Origin of the sequence: Microcoleus sp. CAWBG640 (assembly GCF_020883015.1) — a bacterium.
In the GTDB taxonomy this organism is placed as follows: Bacteria; Cyanobacteriota; Cyanobacteriia; order Cyanobacteriales; family Microcoleaceae; genus Microcoleus; species Microcoleus anatoxicus.
Window position 1 is genome coordinate 1 of sequence record NZ_JAHRFC010000063.1, and the last position, 20,967, is coordinate 20,967.

At 42.4% G+C, this 20,967-nt stretch carries 22 protein-coding genes and 1 pseudogene; 9 read left to right on the top strand and 14 right to left on the bottom strand.

What is annotated here, in order from left to right:
• The 9 genes and pseudogenes from AAFP11_RS23195 to AAFP11_RS23235 all read right to left on the bottom strand — a co-directional run.
• Positions 1–387 (bottom strand): annotated as a pseudogene (locus AAFP11_RS23195) (glycosyltransferase); the annotation flags it as partial.
• A gap of 106 nt (positions 388–493) precedes the next feature.
• Positions 494–1,741: a glycosyltransferase family 4 protein gene (locus AAFP11_RS23200; RefSeq protein ID WP_341739153.1), complete on the bottom strand. Its 1,248-nt coding sequence runs from the start codon at positions 1,739–1,741 to the stop codon at positions 494–496.
• A 62-nt stretch (positions 1,742–1,803) separates the two neighbouring features.
• The gene (locus AAFP11_RS23205) at positions 1,804–3,807 is read right to left on the bottom strand and encodes an ABC transporter ATP-binding protein (RefSeq protein ID WP_341739154.1); all 2,004 of its coding nucleotides are present in this window, start codon (positions 3,805–3,807) and stop codon (positions 1,804–1,806) included.
• A gap of 86 nt (positions 3,808–3,893) precedes the next feature.
• Entirely contained in the window at positions 3,894–5,051 is a 1,158-nt protein-coding gene (locus tag AAFP11_RS23210) for a glycosyltransferase family 4 protein (protein WP_341739155.1), read from the bottom strand.
• On the bottom strand, positions 5,048–5,860 hold the full coding sequence (locus AAFP11_RS23215) for a class I SAM-dependent methyltransferase (protein WP_341739156.1): 813 nt from the start codon (positions 5,858–5,860) through the stop codon (positions 5,048–5,050). The genes AAFP11_RS23210 and AAFP11_RS23215 overlap by 4 nt, the downstream gene beginning before the upstream one ends.
• A gap of 92 nt (positions 5,861–5,952) precedes the next feature.
• Positions 5,953–6,789 (bottom strand): hypothetical protein, encoded by an 837-nt coding sequence (locus AAFP11_RS23220; protein WP_341739157.1) that lies wholly within the window; start codon positions 6,787–6,789, stop codon positions 5,953–5,955.
• Positions 6,790–6,924: 135 nt separating this feature from the next.
• On the bottom strand, positions 6,925–7,908 hold the full coding sequence (locus AAFP11_RS23225) for a hypothetical protein (protein WP_341739158.1): 984 nt from the start codon (positions 7,906–7,908) through the stop codon (positions 6,925–6,927).
• A gap of 133 nt (positions 7,909–8,041) precedes the next feature.
• Complete coding sequence (galE, locus tag AAFP11_RS23230) at positions 8,042–9,040, bottom strand: UDP-glucose 4-epimerase GalE (protein WP_341739159.1); 999 nt, start codon at positions 9,038–9,040, stop codon at positions 8,042–8,044.
• 60 nt (positions 9,041–9,100) lie between these two features.
• On the bottom strand, positions 9,101–9,304 hold the full coding sequence (locus tag AAFP11_RS23235) for a hypothetical protein (protein ID WP_341739160.1): 204 nt from the start codon (positions 9,302–9,304) through the stop codon (positions 9,101–9,103).
• A gap of 131 nt (positions 9,305–9,435) precedes the next feature.
• Between AAFP11_RS23235 and gloB the strand changes: the two genes are divergently transcribed.
• The 3 genes from gloB to dnaB all read left to right on the top strand — a co-directional run bounded on the left by gloB (position 9,436) and on the right by dnaB (position 12,213).
• Positions 9,436–10,209: a hydroxyacylglutathione hydrolase gene (gene gloB, locus AAFP11_RS23240; protein WP_341739161.1), complete on the top strand. Its 774-nt coding sequence runs from the start codon at positions 9,436–9,438 to the stop codon at positions 10,207–10,209.
• Between the two features lie 97 nt (positions 10,210–10,306).
• On the top strand, positions 10,307–10,765 hold the full coding sequence (rplI, locus tag AAFP11_RS23245; RefSeq protein WP_341731197.1) for a 50S ribosomal protein L9: 459 nt from the start codon (positions 10,307–10,309) through the stop codon (positions 10,763–10,765).
• Between the two features lie 137 nt (positions 10,766–10,902).
• Entirely contained in the window at positions 10,903–12,213 is a 1,311-nt protein-coding gene (gene dnaB, locus AAFP11_RS23250; protein WP_341739162.1) for a replicative DNA helicase, read from the top strand.
• Positions 12,214–12,367: 154 nt separating this feature from the next.
• Here dnaB and AAFP11_RS23255 read toward each other — a convergent pair whose 3' ends face one another.
• Together AAFP11_RS23255 and AAFP11_RS23260 are read right to left on the bottom strand one after the other, a co-directional pair.
• Entirely contained in the window at positions 12,368–12,964 is a 597-nt protein-coding gene (locus tag AAFP11_RS23255) for an FKBP-type peptidyl-prolyl cis-trans isomerase (RefSeq protein ID WP_341739163.1), read from the bottom strand.
• A 222-nt stretch (positions 12,965–13,186) separates the two neighbouring features.
• Positions 13,187–13,513, bottom strand: coding sequence for a phasin family protein (locus tag AAFP11_RS23260; protein ID WP_340549796.1), 327 nt, complete (start codon positions 13,511–13,513; stop codon positions 13,187–13,189).
• Positions 13,514–13,728: 215 nt separating this feature from the next.
• Here AAFP11_RS23260 and AAFP11_RS23265 point away from each other — a divergent pair, with 215 nt between their 5' ends.
• Complete coding sequence (locus AAFP11_RS23265; RefSeq protein ID WP_340517344.1) at positions 13,729–14,085, top strand: zinc ribbon domain-containing protein; 357 nt, start codon at positions 13,729–13,731, stop codon at positions 14,083–14,085.
• A gap of 153 nt (positions 14,086–14,238) precedes the next feature.
• A complete protein-coding gene (locus AAFP11_RS23270) occupies positions 14,239–15,243 on the top strand; it encodes an ion transporter (RefSeq protein WP_341739164.1) in 1,005 nt (334 codons plus the stop codon).
• 22 nt (positions 15,244–15,265) lie between these two features.
• On the opposite strand, the gene AAFP11_RS23275 is transcribed toward AAFP11_RS23270, so the two are convergent.
• The 3 genes from AAFP11_RS23275 to AAFP11_RS23285 form a co-directional block, all read right to left on the bottom strand.
• A complete protein-coding gene (locus AAFP11_RS23275) occupies positions 15,266–16,000 on the bottom strand; it encodes an ABC transporter ATP-binding protein (RefSeq protein ID WP_341739165.1) in 735 nt (244 codons plus the stop codon).
• Positions 16,001–16,157: 157 nt separating this feature from the next.
• Complete coding sequence (locus AAFP11_RS23280; protein ID WP_341739166.1) at positions 16,158–16,814, bottom strand: energy-coupling factor transporter transmembrane protein EcfT; 657 nt, start codon at positions 16,812–16,814, stop codon at positions 16,158–16,160.
• Positions 16,807–17,733: an energy-coupling factor ABC transporter permease gene (locus AAFP11_RS23285; protein WP_341739167.1), complete on the bottom strand. Its 927-nt coding sequence runs from the start codon at positions 17,731–17,733 to the stop codon at positions 16,807–16,809. The genes AAFP11_RS23280 and AAFP11_RS23285 overlap by 8 nt, the downstream gene beginning before the upstream one ends.
• A 707-nt stretch (positions 17,734–18,440) precedes the next feature.
• On the opposite strand from AAFP11_RS23285, the gene AAFP11_RS23290 reads away from it, so the two are divergent.
• From AAFP11_RS23290 to AAFP11_RS23305, 4 genes are all read left to right on the top strand, one after another.
• Entirely contained in the window at positions 18,441–19,076 is a 636-nt protein-coding gene (locus AAFP11_RS23290; protein ID WP_341739168.1) for a hypothetical protein, read from the top strand.
• 37 nt (positions 19,077–19,113) lie between these two features.
• Positions 19,114–19,587 carry a hypothetical protein gene (locus AAFP11_RS23295; RefSeq protein WP_341739169.1) on the top strand — a complete coding sequence of 158 codons (474 nt, stop codon included), beginning with the start codon at positions 19,114–19,116 and terminating at the stop codon, positions 19,585–19,587.
• Positions 19,588–19,608: 21 nt separating this feature from the next.
• Positions 19,609–20,235 carry a hypothetical protein gene (locus AAFP11_RS23300; protein WP_341739170.1) on the top strand — a complete coding sequence of 209 codons (627 nt, stop codon included), beginning with the start codon at positions 19,609–19,611 and terminating at the stop codon, positions 20,233–20,235.
• 116 nt (positions 20,236–20,351) lie between these two features.
• Positions 20,352–20,786, top strand: a complete 435-nt coding sequence (locus AAFP11_RS23305) for a ferritin-like domain-containing protein (RefSeq protein ID WP_341739171.1) — start codon at positions 20,352–20,354, stop codon at positions 20,784–20,786.
• Positions 20,787–20,967: the final 181 nt, after the last annotated feature.

Below are 20,967 nucleotides of genomic sequence, written 5' to 3' on the forward strand. Positions count from 1 at the left end.
TGCGAAGTCGTCTGGCCCGGAAATGTAACCGCAGTAAAGTTTGGCTTGTTCGTAGTTGGCTTTGGTAATTTCAATGACTTCTGGTAATGGTGGCTCGCGAATTAGGTAAATAATGCGTTCTTTGGGGACTCCGCGCAATTTTTCTTGAAGTTGTTGATTTTCGGAATTTGGAGGGGTAGGATGGCGAATTTTGTCCAGCCACGATCGCTTTTTAGGCGCTTGGGGAAAGTCGAATTGATACATGAGTAAAAAGTCTGGTTCTGGATGGTTTGCTAGCATTTGAATGTTTTTCCATTTTCCGAAATTTTCCGGGGTTTGTTGCCACAGCCAGTCGCTTTGGCTCATGGCGGGGTAGGTGGTGATTGTGGCGATGATTTTTGGGTTCATTTTGAATATTATGTCGTTAATACGAACCATCATAGGTTTGTAGTGAGGACTGAAGTCCTCTCACAAAAATGGCTAAAGTCCTTATTTACTAGGAACCTATTTTAAATTATGTAAGTAGTTGCGATCGCACTTGCTCGTCTACATAACTCAAAATTTTCTCAATCCGATTTTCCCAGGAAAATTGCTTGACAAAATCCAGAGTTTCTGCATAACCTTCTACCTTCCAGGGATATTTTATTAAACTACTTTGAATGCTTTGTGCAAATTGATAGGGGTTATCGGGTTCGCACCAAGTCGCAGCGATGTTTCCCGATTTAAACTCCCGCAAAGATGGAATCTCTGTCGCCACAATTGGAGTTCCCGATGCCATATAATCAAAGAATTTTAAAGGAGATGTAAATGTCGCAGCTTCTGTCCAACAGTGAGGGTGAGTTAAAACATCAGCGGCTTGTAGCAAGCTAGCAAGTTGATGCTGTGGGAGGTAGCCGAGAAATTTTATGTTGTTAACTTGCTGGGATTTGGCTAATTTTTGGTAGGCTGTTACTTGGGATTCGGTACCACCGGCGATCGCAAATTGAACTCCCGGCAATTCCTTCGCCACATCCACTAACATATCCACACCTTTAAACGGGTAAAGTCCCCCTGCATAAACTGCTAAATGCTCTCTTTCATCTGTTAATAGCTGCTGTCGCCAATTCTGGGAGGCCGCCGTTTGTCGGGCGAAAAATAAATGATTGAAACCATTGTGCAGCATAATTACTTTTTCTGGCGGCATTCCATTTTGCATCATGCTATCTCGCACTGTATCGGCAACAGTTACAGCAATTTGAAACAGAGAATTGCGGACAATTTCTGGTTCAAATTTTTTGTTTTCGTGATGATGCTGTTCGTAGATAGCGGGAATTCCATTTTTAATTGCTGCTTTGACAAAGTTCCAGTCGCGGCTGTGGACAATTTGAGTTGATTTCCGCAGGTGGATTGGTAGGTAGTATTTTGATACTATTGTACTCGAACTCGTCCACTTGTTGTCCCAAAGGTCGATGGGCCAAGGCATCGGTAAATCTGCTACTTTTAAGTTTTGTTGAATGTTGTAGATTTTGGCAAGTGTTTCATCGGGTTTTCTAGGTTGAAAAGGATGGAGTAAATCTACTGGATTAAGAGCGCTCCATCCTTTACGGAGATATACTAACACTGCGGGTAAACCGAGATTTGCTGCGGCATTCGCCGAGTGTGCAACTTGAACTAAGCTAGCTACATTCGGTTGTGGCAATATATTGCGGGTGAAGAATACATAATATTGAGACATGGGAATTGGGTATTGGGAATTGGGAATTGGGAATTGGGCATTGGGCATTGGGCATTGGGCATTGGTAATTGTTGACTACTGCCAACTGCCAACTGCCAACTGCCAACTGACTACTTTTGAACAGCCTGACGCCTGATTGTATTTTCAATAAATTCTAAAGTCTCAAAAATATTAGCAGCGGATTGAAAGGATTCTCTGATTAATTCATCCCTTTCTTCGGGAGAATCTACCATTTCATCTAGTAGCAATTTTAGGTAAGCTATCATGGGAGTTAGACGAGTGCGAATTTCGTAAGAACCTCTAATTAAAGCTTCGTCGCGAGCAGTTTCTTCGGCAAATTGCATAGAATGTAAGCGAGTGTAGTATCCTCCTTTTGCTAACAAGTCTTTGTGAGAACCAATTTCTACTACTTGTCCCCGATCGATCACAGCGATTTTATGGGCTTTTTGGACTGTGGAGAGGCGGTGGGCAATGACTAACGTGGTGCGATCGTAACTCAATTTCTCGATCGCCTCTTGCACGTACCTTTCCGCCACTGTATCCAGGGAGCTGGTTGCTTCATCTAAAATTAAAATTTCTGGGTTTTGCAGCAGGGCTCTAGCAATGGAAATTCTCTGACGCTGCCCTCCCGATAGGATCAGACCGCGATCGCCAATTTGAGTATCCAATCCCTGTGGCAACTGTTGGATAAACTCGTAAGCATTTGCTCCCTTCGCCGCCTCGACAATTTCTGCTTCTGTTGCTTCTTGCCTAGCATAAGCAATATTATCGCGCACTGAGGCATTAAACAAGAACGTATCTTGACTCACAATTCCCATAGCTTTTCTCAAGCTTTTGACATCAAATTCGCGCAGATCCACGCCATCGATCGAGATACAACCTTCGGTAGGATCGTAAAATCTCGGTAGTAAATCTGCTAAAGTTGATTTACCAGAACCTGAACTGCCTACCAAAGCCAAAGTAGTACCGTGAGGTAGAAATAAATCTATTCCTTGCAGAACTAAGTTTTTATAATTTGGATAACTAAAAGATATTTTATTAAAATGAATTCCCGATCGCAAATGAGTATATGGCACTAACCCATTCCGCATAAATGGCTTGTCATCACATCTTAAAAATTTATTAACAACCTCTACACTAGCCGATGTATTAGCAAATTGACTGCGACCACTATTTAATTGAGAAATCAGAGGTATTAGTCTAAAAAGCACCAACAAATATGTTAGTAGAACCGTAGAAATAGACTCTATTTCATTGACAAATATTGTCCTACCTATAAATATAATTAAAATAATAACCAGCAAATTCACAACTTCGTTGATAGGAGCGATCGCTGCATAGTTTATCTGAGCTGAAAAATCCGCTTGTTCTCGCCTATGAATTAATTTTTTAATCCGCTCGTACTCTTTTTCTTCGTTCCCCGTTGACTTGACAAGTCTAATCCCAGTGATGGTTTCCAATATCCCCACTGAATAATCTTTAGACATTTCCGATAACAGCGTACCAAATTGTTTAGAACGGTTAATAATGTACTGATTTGTCCAAGCAACCAGCCCTAACAAAATCGTAGATGTCAGAGTCATTTTCCAAGATATTGAAAGCAGTAAACCTACAAACACCAAAACAGTAATTGAGGTAGTAAACACCCCGATAGCCGTGCCAATTGCATTAGCGGTTCGACCTACTTCTCCGCCCAATCTATTAATTAAATCCCCTACTTTAGTTTTTGAGTAATAATCCAAATCTACTTCTAATAACAAGCGCAATCCAGCCTCTCGCAAGTCAAAAGTCAAAGCCCGCGTCAGAGAAGTAGCTACTAAAGTATTAGTATAACTAGCAATATTTTTAAATATAATTGTCATAACTATCGCGACGGTCATTAACACCAAACGCTGATTTTGAGGCATTCCTTCAAAGGGATACATCAAAATTTTAATTAAAGGTGGAGCACCCCGCAACTCGACAGCTTCCTGCAAAAAATTCAAAAGAACTGGTACAATCAGAGTAGTGCTGATACCATTGAATAAAGCCCCAGAGAATCCCAGGAACACAGTCAAAAAAATCCTGCCTGGATATCGTCTGGCAAATTTTAGGAGTAGCTTATTTGCAGACATGAAGCATTTCCAGCTAAATAGTACGACATTTCAAAATCTTTTTGAATTACAGCCAGTGTATCTTCCTCCATTCAGTCACTAAAAAATTACTTCGATATACCTGCAATTATATCTGAAAGGACCGGGGCCATTGTTTTAATGCTATATTTTTCTACGCATCTTTCCCTAGCTTTCATTCCTTGCAGATTTGCTTCTGTCAAATTTTGAAATATCCATTGAATTTTCTGGGAAATTTGAGCGGGAGAATTAGGCTCTACTAAATAACCCGTGCCACCTAAAATTTCAGGAATATCCCCCACTCGTGTAGACAACACAGGCTTAGCCATTGCCATCCCATCTGTCAACTTGAGCGGAAACTGAGCCACCGCTGTCAAAGTCTCTCGCTGAGGAACAACGACAATATGAGCCGCCGCTACAACTTCAGGCATCCTTTCCACTGGAAATTTTGGCAGTTTAATAATCCAACGCCCCCATTGTTGCATAAGTCGATCGTCATAATCATCATAAGGACTTCCGCCCACGATCGCTAATCTTAAATCTGGCTCATTTAGCTGTTCGAGGGCCATCAAAACATCCTCAACGCCTTTATGAGGTCTTGGTGCACCCGGAAACATTAAAATTTTATACCCGGACAACCCGTAACGCTGTCTGCTTAATTCAGGATGGTATTTAGCGGGATCGAACATTTCAGTATCCTTGCCATTAGGCAAATATACACCACCAAAACGTTGTTTTAAAAACTCCGTATCCACAGTGACAGCATCCGCACGGGAAACTAAACTTTCCATCCACTTAATATACAGCGGATGATCTGGTTCTCTCAATTGACCATTTTTTTTTACAATATCTCGGTAAAGTTGTTTGAAATCAGGGCGATATTTCCATTCGTCTCCGCCGAACCAGCTCAGTTCCCAGTCGTCTATATCTAAAATTATAGGGCGGTGAGTCTCCAGTTTTTTGAGCAATGATAAACCAAAGCTGCTAGGTTTAGGTTTGACTGCATAAATAATATCCCCATCTATTTTTTTCAAAAGTTTTTGAGCGTTCATCAAAAAACCCGGATATTTGCTCCCCGGTATCGCATATACCGGGATGCCATGAGGAGGAATTGCATATAATTCCTTACCAAACATAAATCCGACAATTTCTACATCACAGTTAAGCTCAATCAGAACTTGAGCTAACAGAAAAGCACGAATTGCACCCCCTCCTGACAAATCGCTCGCGACTAACGAAACTTTCACTTGGTATTTTTTAAAAAAAGTTGTTTTATTTTGCCACTTAACCGAGATTTTGTCAAGGTTAGCAAAGCAAAAAATACTTTCTTTACCGAAATTCTTGGGTCTGTTAATCCTAGAGCATCTTTGACTTCTTGTCTTAATTTAGTTGCTTCTGAAGCTGTTCGCAAATAAAGGTATGGATGAATTAAGGCAAGTTGTAAAAAGTTAGTTCTATCTGCCTCTTTTTGTAACATGGGATTAGTTGTTAAATATTCCAGTTTTGCAAATATCAGTATGTTTTGGGCATAGTACCATCGGACGCGATCGTTTTGCCATATTTTGTTTCTCACGCAGTCAATCGCTACATATCCTTGTGCTTGAAATAGTTTTGCCCAATAGTCAGGCCACTGTTCGTTGATGTGGTTTGTTCCTCCTTGAAATGGTACTGCGGCCGAGAACAAAATTACTGGACCTAACTTCGCTAAAGAGTTTACAAATATCTGGGCGCACTCCGGGGGTATGTGTTCTGCTACTTCTAAGGAAACAACTAAATCAAATTTTTGCTCAATAGGTAAAGGCTGACTTAAATCTAAGGTTAAAAATTTGTCAGCCGGAATTTCCAGCATTTTTGGGTCAACCCAATCACCATCTATGCCCAAAATATCTTCAACGCCGAATTCTGTGAATGCTGACAACCAAGTTCCTGTCCCACAACCGACATCAATTACTCGCTGTGGCTGTACAAATTCCCAAATAATCGGAATAATTTCTCTGGCTGATTCTTGGGATGTTTTTTGCAAGTATTTGTAGAATTCTTGAGTATAATGTTGCACAGCAGCTAGATCTATCCTATTTCATTTGTTGTGAATGATGTTTTTTTTTAATGAACCGCAGAGGGCGCAGAGGCCGCAGAGTTAAAGAAAGTCTATTTTAAGCGCCAGGGATTGTTAAGTTGATTTGGTAAAAATATTTTAGCAGCGCGATCGACTATTCTAGTAAATAGCGTTCTCGTCACATTCTTCGCGTACTGCGGGCGGTAAGGATAAGTACAGTGCATTACCTTGATCGGCTCGTCAATCCTATAAACTTCTTTCCATTTGTCCAAGTAATTGTAAACAGCCGACAAGGTTTTCATTTTCGGCTTGACAGAGGCAATAGCAGCAGCAAAAGCGCCTTGGTCTTTTAAGAGTAGCACATCTTGATGGGCAATTACCAAATTGAAATATTTCTTAAAATAATTGAATAATTCCTGATTTTTACTGCTGTTGGTAAAGGCGATAAAGCCTCCATTATATTGAATACTATTTTCGTTGAGCGGTAGTCCTACTGATTGCAGAGTTGAGAGAATAGGTTGCTTGACTCTTAATAAATTAGCAGCTTTGGCGATCGCCGGCTGTACATCTTCTGTCACCAACAACTCCACCTCATCAAGATAGTCAAAAACTTCATCTATTGGGGACAACAAACAAATATCGGAGTCGAGATAAATAGTTTTCTCAAAAGGAGATACTTGATATAAGCTCAGTTTAGCTTGTCGCGAAGCTAAAACAGGATTTTCGTTCGGCGGTGCTGGCTGCAATTTCACATTTCCAAACACCTGAAGTAAGGGATATAAAAATCTTGGGACTTTATCTATTAAAACAATAATTGGTTCGCGGTGAAACTTCCTGACAGAGGCTAGAAAATGAACGCAATCTTGAAAAGAATACAAACCAGTTAAAATAGTGATAAAACCCTTAGCTTCTAATTTTTTTGAAGTCATTGATTTATTTAAGGACTATGGTATGTTAATTATAAACTTATACCCTTATAAAAATAGTATATATTTTTCTGGATCTTGCCCTCTCTTTGCCACTTTCTCGAATTAACAAACACTGGAGATGGGTAGCAGCTTACCTCAGTGCGTCCACTCCCAAAAACTCTCGCTCCAGTTATCTCGATAATTAAAAAGTCCTTGCCATTCATAAAAATGCACAAAATCCTTCAGATTAATTGTTTGACTGATATCTCTGATCATGTAAAGAGGTTTTTCTCCGTAAAATGAAGCCCACATAGTATAACTGCTAGGCGGCCCGACAATATAGTCACACTCAGCCAAAGCATACATATCTTCGATTAAATGACCCTTGGCAAAAACGCAGTTAAAATTATCAAATAAACTAGGTTCTTGGTCAAGATTAGAGCAAATCAAAAATGTAACTTGCTTAGTTTCAAATAGTTTGACTAAAAAAGTCATGAATTCTAAATATTGCTCAGTTTTGTAAAAGTATCTCCCCTTTTGGTGCTGTTCGTAATCGCCTTGACGAATATGAATTCCGACGATCATATCAGCATTCTGTTTTACATTTAATATCAAACTATCTATATTAATTTGATATTTTTTTAAAGGTGTAAAGTAGGCTCTAATTTGGTGAGCGTACTTTTGTAATTGTGGCAAATCTTCGACAAACCAGCCATCTCGAAATAGCCAGCCTTGAAAACAAATAGTAGAAGTGTACTTGAGTGTGTCTGAACCCTGATAATTCACCCAGTTAAAAGGTTTTTCTCTAGTTATTTCTTGCGTTTTCCATATTTTTTTATTATTTAAATACTTAATTAACTTATAATATTTATTTCGGATAAATTTGTTACAGGGCAATGTAAAATATGGAGGAGGATAACAACACAAAAAATCGCGGGCTGTACCCACAAAAAATTCTGCATATTCCTCAAAAGCCGGATTGAGGACTGTTAAATTATGCTCGATCGCCACAGCGATGAAATTAGCAAAAAGTAGCAGTCTGTTCCCAAGTTGTCCCGATTTAGCAGATATGATTAGCATACTACTCAAACCCATGATAAATCTCGCTTGTAGTAGATGGGGAGGGTAGGCACGCACCATCCACTACGCCTACAAAATCATCATTCTCTGGTAGGGAATACCCAACGCCTGAGAATGAAATCGCCGTGCCCCAAGGGTAAAAAAAAGGGGGAGTTGGAGAGATTTTTTCCCCGATTATTTAAGTAATGCTTGCCTAGGAGTGGCGTTTTTTGTGCCATTCCCAAGCATGGGATATAATATCCTTAATATGTGGATATTCAGGAGACCAACCTAATGTTTTAATGGCTTTCTCGCTGCTACCAACTAAAGCAGGAGGGTCTCCCGGACGTCGATCGCACTCCACAGTCTTAATCTCTTTTCCAGTCACTTCCCTCGCAGCTTCTATCACCTCTTTTACGGAAAAACCGCCGCCGTTGCCTAAATTAAAGACATCGGATTTTCCACCATTTAACAAATATTCTAATCCTAAAAGATGAGCAGATGCTAAATCGTTAACATGAATGTAATCTCGAATGCAAGTACCGTCAGGAGTATCATAATCTGTCCCAAAAATTGAAATAGAATCTCGCTTGTCCAAAGCAGTCAGCAACACTAGGGGGATCAGGTGAGTTTCGGGGTTGTGATCCTCTCCCAGCAACCCACTCGGATCGGCACCGGCAGCATTAAAATAGCGGAAACAAACAGACTTAAAATTGTAAGCAGTATCAAAATCTGATAAAATCTGTTCTACCATTAACTTAGTAGTACCGTAGGGGTTGATCGGATGCTGTGGGTGGTCTTCTGTGAGGGGAATTTTCTGCGGTACTCCGTAAGTGGCGCAGGTAGAAGAAAATACAATTTTTTTCACTCCAGCAGCTATCATGGCTTCTAAAAGAGTAATAGTACCGATGACATTGTTACGGTAATATTTAGCTGGGTCAGTCACGGACTCGCCCACATAAGCATAGGCAGAAAAGTGCATGACGGCAGCAATATTGTGAGTAGCAAATATTTTGTCTAGTAAAGCGCGATCGTTGGTATCTCCTACTACCAATTCAACCTTTAATACCTGCTCTACTAAATCACTATGACCGTAAACTAAATTATCCAAAATTAACACGTTGTAACCTGCGTGTTTTAGTGCCAAGACGGCGTGAGAGCCAATATATCCAGCTCCCCCGGTCACTAAAATAGTTCCTTGGTCTACACTCATTTTTTTCTCCCTTTTTTGTTTTACTACCTGTGTTGATTATATGATGAATTTACAACAAGTTCAATCAATAAACTTGAGGCGACCAATTTGAATGTAATCAAATATTCGATTTATTTGATATCGTTCGTCTTCGGAAATTTTCTCGTTGGACAGGATGGCAGAAGTTAGAATTAAATGTTCCCGGCGGGCAATCTTGCCCGATGCTAAAATGCGATCGACCATTTGAGTGAGTGTTAAGTTGGATTTGTTCTGAGATGTTCGCATACTGTTGTTATCAAGGAAGAAGGAAGAAGGAAGAAGGAAGAAGGAAGAAGGAAGGAAAAAATTAACTATTCCGATGCCCGATGCCTCATGCCCTATGCCCAAGACTAACTAATTTATTGGAGAAACGCTATATGCAAGTTTATCGACTTCCCGTACTGTCGGATAATTACATTTTTTTGCTGCACGATCGCGATCGCAATCTAGCAGCAGTCATCGATCCAGCCCAAGCCCAACCAGTCTTGCGGCAACTCCAAGCACTGGGAGCCGAATTAACCAAAATTTTGATTACCCACCACCACAACGATCATATAGGTGGCAACCTGGAACTGATCGATCGCTTCCCCCAAGTTAAAGTCTACGGTGGCGCAGAAGACAGGGGCAGAATTCCGGGACAGCAAATCTTTTTACAAGGGGGCGATCGAGTTTCTTTCGCAGACAGAACCGCCTCCATCTTATTCCTACCCGGACACACAAAAGCCCACATCGCCTACTATTTCCCGCCCAACAACCCAGCCCAAACCGGGGAATTATTCTGCGGTGACACCCTATTTGGCGGAGGCTGTGGCCGACTCAAAGAAGGTACTCCCAGTCAGATGGTAGGTTCCCTGGAACAACTGCGAAACCTGCCAGACAATACTAGAGTCTGGTGTGCCCACGAATATACCCTCAATAATCTGCAATTTGCCCTGACTGTAGATAGTGACAATCTAGAGTTACAGAAGCGTTTCGCCGAAGTCAAGGCCGCCTGCAGCCGTAATCAAGCCACGATACCATCATCGATCGCACTAGAAAAAAGTACCAACCCATTTTTGCGCTGGGATCATCCTAGTCTTCAATCAGCCACCCAAAGCCAGGATTCCGTGCAAACCTTCGCGCGCTTGCGCGGTATGAAAGAGCGATTTTGAGTATGGAGGTCCTGTTTGCTTTTTCCTTACTGCTTGCGATCGCCACTCAAACTTCGGTATTATAGAATGTTCGAGTTAAAAACCACTAGCAAAGATCATGGCCAAGCGCGTCCAATTAGTTTTAAATAAAGATGTCAGCAAGCTCGGTAAAGCTGGCGACGTCGTAGAAGTAGCCCCCGGTTACGCCCGCAACTACCTAGTACCCCAAGGCATGGGATTTCGGGCCACTCCGGGCATTCTCAAGCAAGCAGAACGTCGCAGAGAAACAGAAAGACTCCGCCAGCTAGAGCTCAAGCAGCAAGCTGAAGTCCGCAAAACAGCGCTGGAAGCAGCAGGTCCCTTCATCATCTCCAAGCAAGTCGGCGAAGGAAACGCTATTTTTGGTACTGTCACCAACCAAGAAGTAGCAGAACTGATTTTCAACTCTACCAGTCAAGAAGTCGATCGCCGTGGCATCTCCCTGCCGGAAATTCGCGAAACTGGTACTTATAAAGCTGAAATCAAATTACACGCAGAAGTTGCCGCTGAAGTTGAAATTCAAGTTATTCCTATGTAATTGGGTATTGGGTATTGGGGATTGGGCAACCCCCCCCCAAGGGGGGATGGCATTGGGCATTGGCAGCCCCAAGCTAGTAACCGATAACCAATAACCCATTCCCCATTCCCTATTCCCCATAACTCATGAGCGACTTGATGCCAACAAATGTAGAGGCAGAAGAAGCAATTCTGGGCGGGATTTTAATTGACCCCGAAGCCATTTCTCGAATTGCTGAACTTTTGCGTCCTGATTTTTTTGCCATCAGCGCTCATCAAGTCATTTATCGATCGGCTTTAGACTTGTTTTTTCAAGGTCAGCCTACGGATTTAATGACAGTTACTACTCGATTAGCCGATCGCAATCAGTTAGAACAAATAGGAGGACAAAGCAAACTAGCACAATTAGTCGATCGCACCGTTTCTGCTGTCAACATCGACCAATATGCCGTCTTAGTAGAAGACAAATACCAGCGACGGAAATTAATCGAAGCCGGTAACAACATCGTACAATTAGGTTACGAGACAGCGACACCTTTAGAAACAGTTTTAGACCGCGCTGAACAACAGATTTTTAGCATAACTCAAGAACGTCCCCAACAAGATTTAGTATCCATCGGCGAAACCCTAAATCAGACATTTCAAGACCTCGAAAACCGCAATGAAGGACTCACACTTCCCGGTATTCCCTGCGGTTTTTATGACTTAGATGCTATGACAGGAGGCTTTCAGCGATCGGATTTAATCATCGTTGCTGGGCGTCCGGCCATGGGCAAAACAGCCTTTTGTACCAACATCGCCCACCACATCGCCGCTGGGCCGCAAAAATTGCCGGTTGCCATTTTTAGCCTAGAAATGTCAAAAGAACAGCTAGTGCAGCGCATTTTGTCCGGTGAAGCTAGAATAGAAAGTAATCGATTGCGATCGGGCAGAATTAGTCAAAACGAATGGGAACCCATCAGTACAGCTATTGGCCGCCTCTCAGAATTGCCAATGTTTATTGATGACACTCCTAATATTACAGTGACAGAAATTCGCTCAAAAGCCCGTCGCCTTCAAGCAGAACAAGGCGGAACCCTAGGATTAATCCTGCTAGATTACTTACAATTAATGGAAGGTAGCAGCGACAATCGCGTCCAAGAACTATCTCGAATTACCAGAAGCCTCAAAGGTTTAGCCCGCGAACTAGCTGTACCAATTATTGCTTTATCTCAGTTGAGTCGAGGTGTAGAAGCGCGGACAAATAAGCGGCCGATGATGTCGGATTTGCGGGAAAGTGGAAGTATCGAACAAGACGCCGATTTAGTAATTATGTTGTACCGTGATGAATATTATAATCCAGATACCCCCGATCGCGGCATTGCAGAAGTCATTATTACCAAACACAGAAACGGCCCTACAGGTGTGATTAAATTATTATTCGATGGCCAGGTAACAAAATTCTTAAATCTGCAAGCTAGACGCAGTTAATCACAACGTGCAGTCTCCTGATTTCTCTTTGTGGAACAGGCATCTTGCCTGTTCATTACATAGAAAAAAGATCTAAATTCAAGAAACCCGGTTTCTCTAAGAAACCGGGTTTATAAACATCGTAAAAGTTTTACTTTGAATTAGATTGAGTTACTTAACCAGCGATTTTTAACAATTCCACATCAAAAATTAGCGTTGCATTGGGAGGAATCACCCCACCAGCACCACGAGCACCGTAACCCAAATCGGGAGGAATAATCAACTGGCGTCGGTCTCCAACTTTCATTGTACCCACACCTTCATCCCAACCCTTAATCACTTGACCGACACCAATTTTGAACTGGAAAGGAGAATTGTGATCGCGCGAACTATCAAATTTCGTGCCATCCTCCAAAGTGCCAGTATAGTGCACCACAACCGTCTGACCATTTTTGGGAGTCGCCCCGTTACCCTCTTTTAATTCAACATATTTCAAACCTGAATCTGTGGTGACAATCTGCTCAGTTTTCTCAGTATTTTCAGTCATCTTATTTCCATCGTTAGTAGGTGATACATTCGGTAAAGTAGCATCAGCTACTAGGAGACTATTTTCATTTAAAGACTGCTCAGACAAGATCTCAATCGCAGTCTGGGGTAAAGAACTCTTCACTTCGGCGGCTATGGCTTTTTCCCCAGAACCGCTAAATTGAGCGACTATCAAAAACAAAACACAAACCAGCATTACTCCCAAGCTGACTAGAACTCCTTGCAAAATTAATCCTCCTTACATTCAAGAATTATTTCTCGAAACCAGCTCAAAACCCAAAAATCTTTCCGCTGCAAAAAGACGGCGGATGCAAACTCATACTTCTGTCGGAAGTATGAATTCCGAAGGCAGAAAGTTGTTAATTCTACTTTCTACCTTTGTGAGCATTCTACCTTGGGGCGATCGTCCTATCACAGGATAGCAGGGAACAGCCCCACCACACCAAACTCAACGCCAGTGACGATTTTCTAAATCCCTCACCTGACGTTCGAGTCGATCGAGCCTACCACGCAACTCATCCATTTCCGACTGTCGTGGCACACCCATATCTTGCAGCATATTCCGCATTTGCCGCTGCAACTGCGTCTCCCAATTCCCCTGCTCGGACTTAAGGTGCTCCGTCATGTCCTCCACAAAGGTTTGAGCTTGCTCAGGATTGATTTTGCCATCTTTAACCCATTGCTCGCTGACTTCCTGCAATTTCTCAGCCACCAGGGAGGTAGTACCAATGCCCAACATCACCAGTTGTTTGAGTAAGTTGTTATTGTTATCCATAGATTTTTCCTACTGTTTGCCTCAAAAGATGCGATCGACTCAAGTCACCTGCCAAAGCTGCGAAACCATTAGTAAACTTAAAGTTACATCAGCGCTGACCTACCTTTCTATTTTGGAGCATCCCAGCCCCTGCTGGCGAGTCTAATCAACCCCTGGGCGTTCGGAAAACCCCCTAATCTACCTACCTGTAACCTATCCCATCACCAGCAACGTCAATGCCAGATTGCCCTCGCTGTCACCTACCTGTGGACACCCAAGCCATCACCTGTGGACACTGCAAAACCCCTCTCAAAGCTTTCGGACATCCCGGTATCCCCCTTTATCGATCGAAACCCCAAGAATTTTTATGTACCACCTGTACATACCACGAAGACGACACCTGCAACTATCCCCAGCGTCCCTTCGCCCAAGAGTGCACCCTTTATCACAACAAGGCGCAACCAATCGTACCCCAGGCGACCCCTGACATCAGCGGTGGCTGGCAAAGAGCGGCCAAAAATTGGTGTCAGCGACATCAAGTTTGGTTAGCTTTATTAGCTTTAATTGTGATTAGTATTGCTCTCTCAATTTAACACTTCCAGTCCTAGACGCGATCGAGCAGAACAACCCGGTTTCTGGTTCTCATCTTCACTCAAAAATCACGCAATTACCTGAAGAAACCGGGCTTTTGCGTCCAGGACTATCTTCTTTTAGCTTTAACCAGCCATCACCTAGGAGATAAACTAATGCGTACACAACTTAAAAAAATCATCTATGAAATTTTAGAAATTTCCAGCAGCACTAATTTATACAGCTTAGCAGATGATATTATTATTCAATTTTTAATAGTTTTAAATATCACCGCTTTTATTGCTTCAACTTCCCCTGTCTTTTCTATAGAATACCAAAAAATATTTGAAGATATCGAAATAGTCTCATCTTTAGTATTTTCCCTAGAATATATTTTGAGAATGTGGGTATGTACTGTTGACAGTAAATACAGCCACCCCTTTTGGGGAAGAATCAAATATGCTCTCACACCCCTGAGCATTATCGACTTTGTTTCGATTTTACCCTTTTATTTATTGTTATTATTTCCCAAATTAAGCTTTGTTTATTTAATTAGCCTCCTCCGTTTATTACGCTTAATCAAAATCAGCAGATATTCGGAGTCTGTGCGAACCTTGGGAATAGTATTAAATGCTAAAAAAGAAGAACTATTCGCCACCGCTTTTGCGGTATTTATATTATTAATCTTTGCATCTAGTCTGATGTATTTTGTGGAATCATCAGCCCAGCCTCAATCTTTTGGGAGCATCCCAGATGCAATGTGGTGGGGAGTTGTGACTCTAACTACTGTCGGTTACGGCGATATTTATCCGATCACTCCTATCGGCCGATTTTTAGGTTCAATGTTAGCATTTTTGGGGATTGGAATTTTTGCTTTGCCTGCGGGGATAATTTCTTCGGGTTTTTCCGAGGAAGTGCAAAAGAGAAAGCAGCAAAAAATTACTGAAAATTTAGAGCAATCTGCCAATTTTAAATCGGTAGAAATGCCGGGGGGGAGCGAGGTGAGTTTTGAGCAAAAGCTCCCAGCCATCGCACTTAATATCGAAAATTCATCCGCATTGATGAAACTTTGTGTCGATCGCACTAAACAGAATTTGGGAACAGCTTTTGAAAGTGAAGAAATTATTCGGGATTTAGCTGTTCATTTGTATAATGAAACCTGTCGCAAATTCGAGCTTTAACAGGACTTACGCTCATGACTAATTACCAATCTGGCGGCAAATTGTAATATTCGAGAGTCGATCGATCTTTGAGCAATTCTTGAGTTTGCTCATCGACCCGAATCTGACCCTCAGCCAAAATTAACGCCCTTTGAGTCGTCTTCCCAATCCAGTTTAAATCGTGGGAAGCGATCAAAATAACCTCGATCGGCAATTGGGACAAAACCTTAGCCAAATGCCTCCGCCACGACGGATCTAGTCCATTTGTTGGCTCATCTAAGATTAAAATTGCCGGCTCTAATGCTAAAATTGCCGCTAGCGCCGCCAACCTTCTTTGACCCCCAGAAAGCTCGTGGGCTGAACGATGGGCAAATTCTACCAAACCAAATTCATCTAATAGGGCTAAAGCTCGATCGCGCGCCAGTCCCGCTGATACCCCATAATTGCGTGGCCCGAACATGACATCCTCTAAAATAGTTGGCATAAATAGCTGATCGTTCGCATCTTGAAAGCAAAATCCAATCTGTCGGCGTACTTTCGATAAATTACCTTCTTCCAGTTTTGTTCCCTGCACTCTAATCTCCCCAGATAGAGGCATTTTTAAGCCAATTAAATTTTCTAGCAAAGTGCTTTTTCCAGCGCCGGTTAAACCTAGTAGGGCAACTCTTTCTCCTGGTTGCAAGGTGAAGGAAATTCCTTGCAATACTGGTTTTTGCTGTGGATATCCAAAGACTAAGTTTTCTACTTGGATGGTTGGTGTCACTTTGAGATTAGTCAATTTTTATTTGCCTCAATTTTAAGATTAGGAGTTTTTAACCACAGAGGGCGCAGAGAGCGCAGAGAGAGGATTGGAGAAGGGAGAAGGGAGAAGGCAAAGGGTACAAAGTTAAAATATTGATGCACGAATTAATCTCTTCCCTATTCTCGATTCCTAATTACAAATTACCATAAGAAGCTAGGGTTAATCCAGTGGCGGTTAAAATTGTTACTGTCAGCCATAGTCGCTCTTTTGGTGTTGATTTTGAGTCGGCTGGTAAGGTTCCTTGATAGCCACGAATTAGCATGGCTGCGTGGACTCTTTCTGCGCGATCGAGACTTCGCAAATAAAGCGCTCCGATCATCGATGCACTAGCGTAGCGCAGCCATCCACCTGTACCGGATAAGCCTCGTAGTTGGGCCGCTCTTTTCATGTTGTTGACTTCCGCTAGCAAGATTTCTAAGTATTGCCCTGCTAATAGCACAATTTCTTGTAAGCCGGCTGGTAGTGGCAATCCTTTCAGGGCTATTCCCAAACTGTGGGGTGGCAAAGTTAGTAGAAAACTGTTCATAATTAGCAGACAAATGAGGGAACGTATTAACAGAAAACTCGCACGTTCCCAACCTTGGGGTAGCACTAATAATGAGAGAAACATTAATTCTGCTCCTAACAGTTGGACTAAGGTTCGCAGAGGCGCTCTCAGCCACAATGACCAAAAAAGTGCGATCGCCGCATAAATGCCCAGCCATAGCCAAGCCCCTGTCTTCATAAAACCAAGGCCAATCACAATTGTTAGAGACAGTCGCAGTCGAAAAGGTATGGAGAATTTAAGCATCGTTAGGTTTCACCAACTGAACAATCCCAAAGGCTGCGCCGAAACAGACAGCAGAACCTAAAACTCCAGCAATGCTAGTACCGATAGGCTGTTCTTCTAATCCTTTAACTGTGTAATCTGCTAAGGGAGTAGGATTTTCAATTGCCACAGCTTCTTTCTCTTTAAAACCGTATTTTTCCGCTACCGATTCTAACCCGTCAGGCCAACTGGAAGCAAATAGTGACAGTACCCCACTAATTAATAAAATCCCTATTACTGGTGCTACCCATTTCTGCAATTGTGGCTGTTCTCCTGGTAACAAATCTGGCCGTACTTTGACCAGATAAGTTAAAACACTGGCTGTAATTACCCCTTCGCCAATCCCAATTAAAATATGAACTCCTACCATTGCTGGCAATGCGATATTAAGTGATACTGTTCCAGAAATTGCCAGTTCGATCGCGCAACAAATCGAAGCTGCAACAACGCTGAGGCTGGCTGCAATCCCCGCTGCTAGTGGCAAACGATTTCGGGAGCCTCCCAACAGTCGCTGCAATGGCTGCAACAGCCACCACCCTACCCAAATTCCGACTAGCCCCATATTAAAAATATTGGCTCCCAGGGCGGTTATACCCCCATCGGCAAATAAAACGCTCTGAATGATAAACACCGTACTCATCGCCAGAGTTGCGGCCCAAGGGTTCCCTAAAACCACAGATGCTAGGGCACCTCCCAACAAGTGTCCGCTGGTGCCACCAGCTACGGGAAAGTTAATCATCTGGGCTGCAAACACGAAAGCAGTAGTTAAACCCATGATTGGGGCTTGCCGCAGTCCAAGACTTTCGCGGGTTCGATTCAGGGCAACGGCGATTACTGCTGCACTTGCTATGCCGGTGGCAATGGCTACCGGCGGTGAAAGAAAGCCATCAGGTATGTGCATCGATGTATCCTAAACGGGAGAACTCTCAACCCTTTAGTCAACTATTTTTTACAAAAATTTACAACCCCCTCTAGGGGCATTTCTGGGGGCGATCGCTCTGGGTATGGGCGGTGGGCGATCGACTATTTCCCATAGATTCGGGCTTTACAGCCAGAGGATCGAGGATTTTACCTTCAAATTAAATAATTCTGAAGAATTAACTGAGCAAGGGCTCAAAACACACCATCACCAGCTCCTTAGTTCTTCCATAAGTCTCGATTCTCAGGCGATCGAGCTCCCAAAAGAGCGATCGCCGATGTCAATTATTCCAATCTCCAATCTCCCCTAGTTTTACGGACTCAACAGCAAAATCTAGCCCTAGTCGAAGCTCTGACATAAATATTAAGAAAATATAAAGAAAAAACTGAAACCTCCTAATTAGTTTTATGCTCAATTATTGAGAATAGATAGCATTAAGTTATTAGCACTAACAAAAGCAGCAAAATAGCTAAATACCTAGTTAAAGCAAGATTATGGGCTATTCCTGACCTCAAAAGCCAAATATTCTGGGTACTAGGTCTGAAGCGAGCAATAATTTAGCAGTTGTCGATCGGGCTAATGGGCGATCGGCTCTGGTAGTATAGGTTTTTTTGTCAAAAGACTCTCGCTACTAATGCAAATATTCTCAAATAACTTCCTGCATCATCCCAACTCAAGGAGACCCAGCAGTGGTACAACACTCAAAACAAGACTCAACTACAGATTTAGCTACATCGGAATTTCCCAGACAACTGGATATTGCTCAAGTTTCCATCTACGGGCTGAGCTTTTTATCCGCTGGTTTATTTCTGTTTTTACCCCTAGTTAACCTCTTGCATCCGAGCCCTTGGCAGCGGTGGATGGGTACAATTCACGGCATGGGTGCAATGTTTGCATTAGTGGTGATGGTTTACACGGGACATTTGGCATTTCCATTGTTGCGAGGGGCCGGTAAAATCTTGCCACAAATGCGAACCTTAGCCTTTTGGTCAACTATTTTGAGTTTTTTGGCGATTGCTACTGGTAACTGGGCTTATATGCGGTATCGAGCAGGTATAAATTTCGGCGGAGCAAGAGCTTTGCTAAAAGAAAACTCTCCTCTAGGGCAGTACGTTTTGATGGAATATCACGAATTTAGCGTATTGTTTACACTGCCTTTAACAGTAGCTTGCACCTGGATTTTATGGAACTATGGCGACTCAATTTTAGACAAAAAAAATCGCCCAGTTTTAACAGCTACCTGTGTAGCTTTGATGGCAATCATGTTTTTTGCAATGGGTGGCATGGTGAGCGGACTTGGTGTTGCTAAAATTCAAGCTCTGTAGTTAGTAGTTACTTTACCTAAGATAGGAGCATTTTCAAATGACTAGACAATTAAATCGCCAAACTTATGCCAATGATCAACCTTTTTACGGTAAATTATGGATCAAATTTAAACAGTTTCCCAGCGGTTTAGCTGAAGGCTCCGAAACAGGGATTAGTGTTTCTGGACCCGCAGCAGCAGCAGTAATTAGTGCCACAATTGGTTGTTTTACCATGATGGTGACTCACCACTTGTCAGACACATCTAAAGCCAGAGAAGCATTTATTTGGTCTCTCGGTACTTGGATTCCCGGAAGCAAGACTGATAGCGAATTGTGGGGTAATATCGGCAGTTACACTGGCAAAGAAACTATGTTACTTGTCGGTTGGCTTGTCAGTTGGTCAATTCTCCATACTCTATGGAAGAATCAGAACATTAAAAGCCGTACCATATTTTTCTGGATGTTTGCTTTGTTAATCGCAGCCACAGCTATGTGTTGGCATCCTCTATTCCCCTATTTGCCGTTAACTTAATAAATAATTCGAGGTTTAATAATGGAAACGAAAAATCAGCCACTCCCGGTCAGGGAGATGCACAAAATAGTTTGGATTGGCGTTGGAGTTTTGACTCTTTTCTTTGTGACTTATCCCATCGCCATGTGGCGGGTTAGCCAAAAAGAAAAGTTTTTCGGTTCCCACATCAAGTCTTGGACAGTTGAGGGAAAAAATCCTGTTGACACACCAGCAAAAAATGTTACCACTGTCGCTAATCAGTCTTCTGAACCAGCTAGTGCAAGTATTCCTAAAGATCGGCCTGTCCCAGCTTTACCATCAGCAGCTAAGCCAGAAGTTCCGGCGGTGGATATTACAAAGAAAACAGCAGAAATCATCGATCGCCCTCAATTAGATGAGTTAGCTCTCAAAGTGTACGATCGCATAAATCAGACTTGGAAAACTAGCCCCACGTTCACTCAAAATCTAGTCTATCGAGTCAGTGCAAGTCAAGACGGGGCGATCGGCAATTTCGAGCCACTCAACCAGCCTGCCAAGGATTTCACCCAAGAAACTCCCCTACCAAATCTGCTCACATCTTCCGAAACAATCAGTAGCAACAGCCCAGCACGATTCGCCAAGTTGACAGTGGTATTCACTCCTACTGGAACCTTAGAAGTTAACCCGTAACTCACCTAAAACATTTATCCAGTAAGGTACTTATGGCGCACCTTAATTTAAAATTAACATTTAAATGTGATATTATAAATTGCGCCCTGTAAAGCATTCTACATCTTAAACAACAAATGAAAGAACTCGACGAGAAAAAAACCCAAGAACTGCTATGCACCATCATGGAATGGGAACTAGCAGGAGTAGTACGCTACACCCACTACGCACTAATGGTGACAGGGCCAAACCGGATTCCCATCGTGCAGTTTTTTCAAGCACAAGCAACCGAATCCCTACTCCACGCCCAACAAGCCGGAGAAATTTTAACAGGTTTAGATGGACATCCCAGCCAGAAAATTGCTCCCATCGAAGAAACCTACAAACATTCGATAAGAGACTTGTTGGAAGAAAGTTTAAATCACGAAAAAAAAGCTCTCAAAAAGTATAAAACCTTACTTGAAGTCGTCACAGACTCCAGCGTTTACTTGGAAGAATATGCCCGCACTCTGATTGGACAAGAAGAATTGCACCAAGTAGAACTCAAAAAAATGCTAAGGGATTACAGTTGACAGTTGACAGTTGTAGTTGTAGGGTGTGTAGCCTCAAAAATCCCTCAAAAAAATCAATCGACAATTGATGAGCGACGCACCTTACCATTAGTGATTAGTCCTTAGTTACTCCCAAACCACCTTAAGAATACCTACTTCTTCTCTTCCTTCGCGTCCTACCCTACGGGAACCCCTGCGGGGA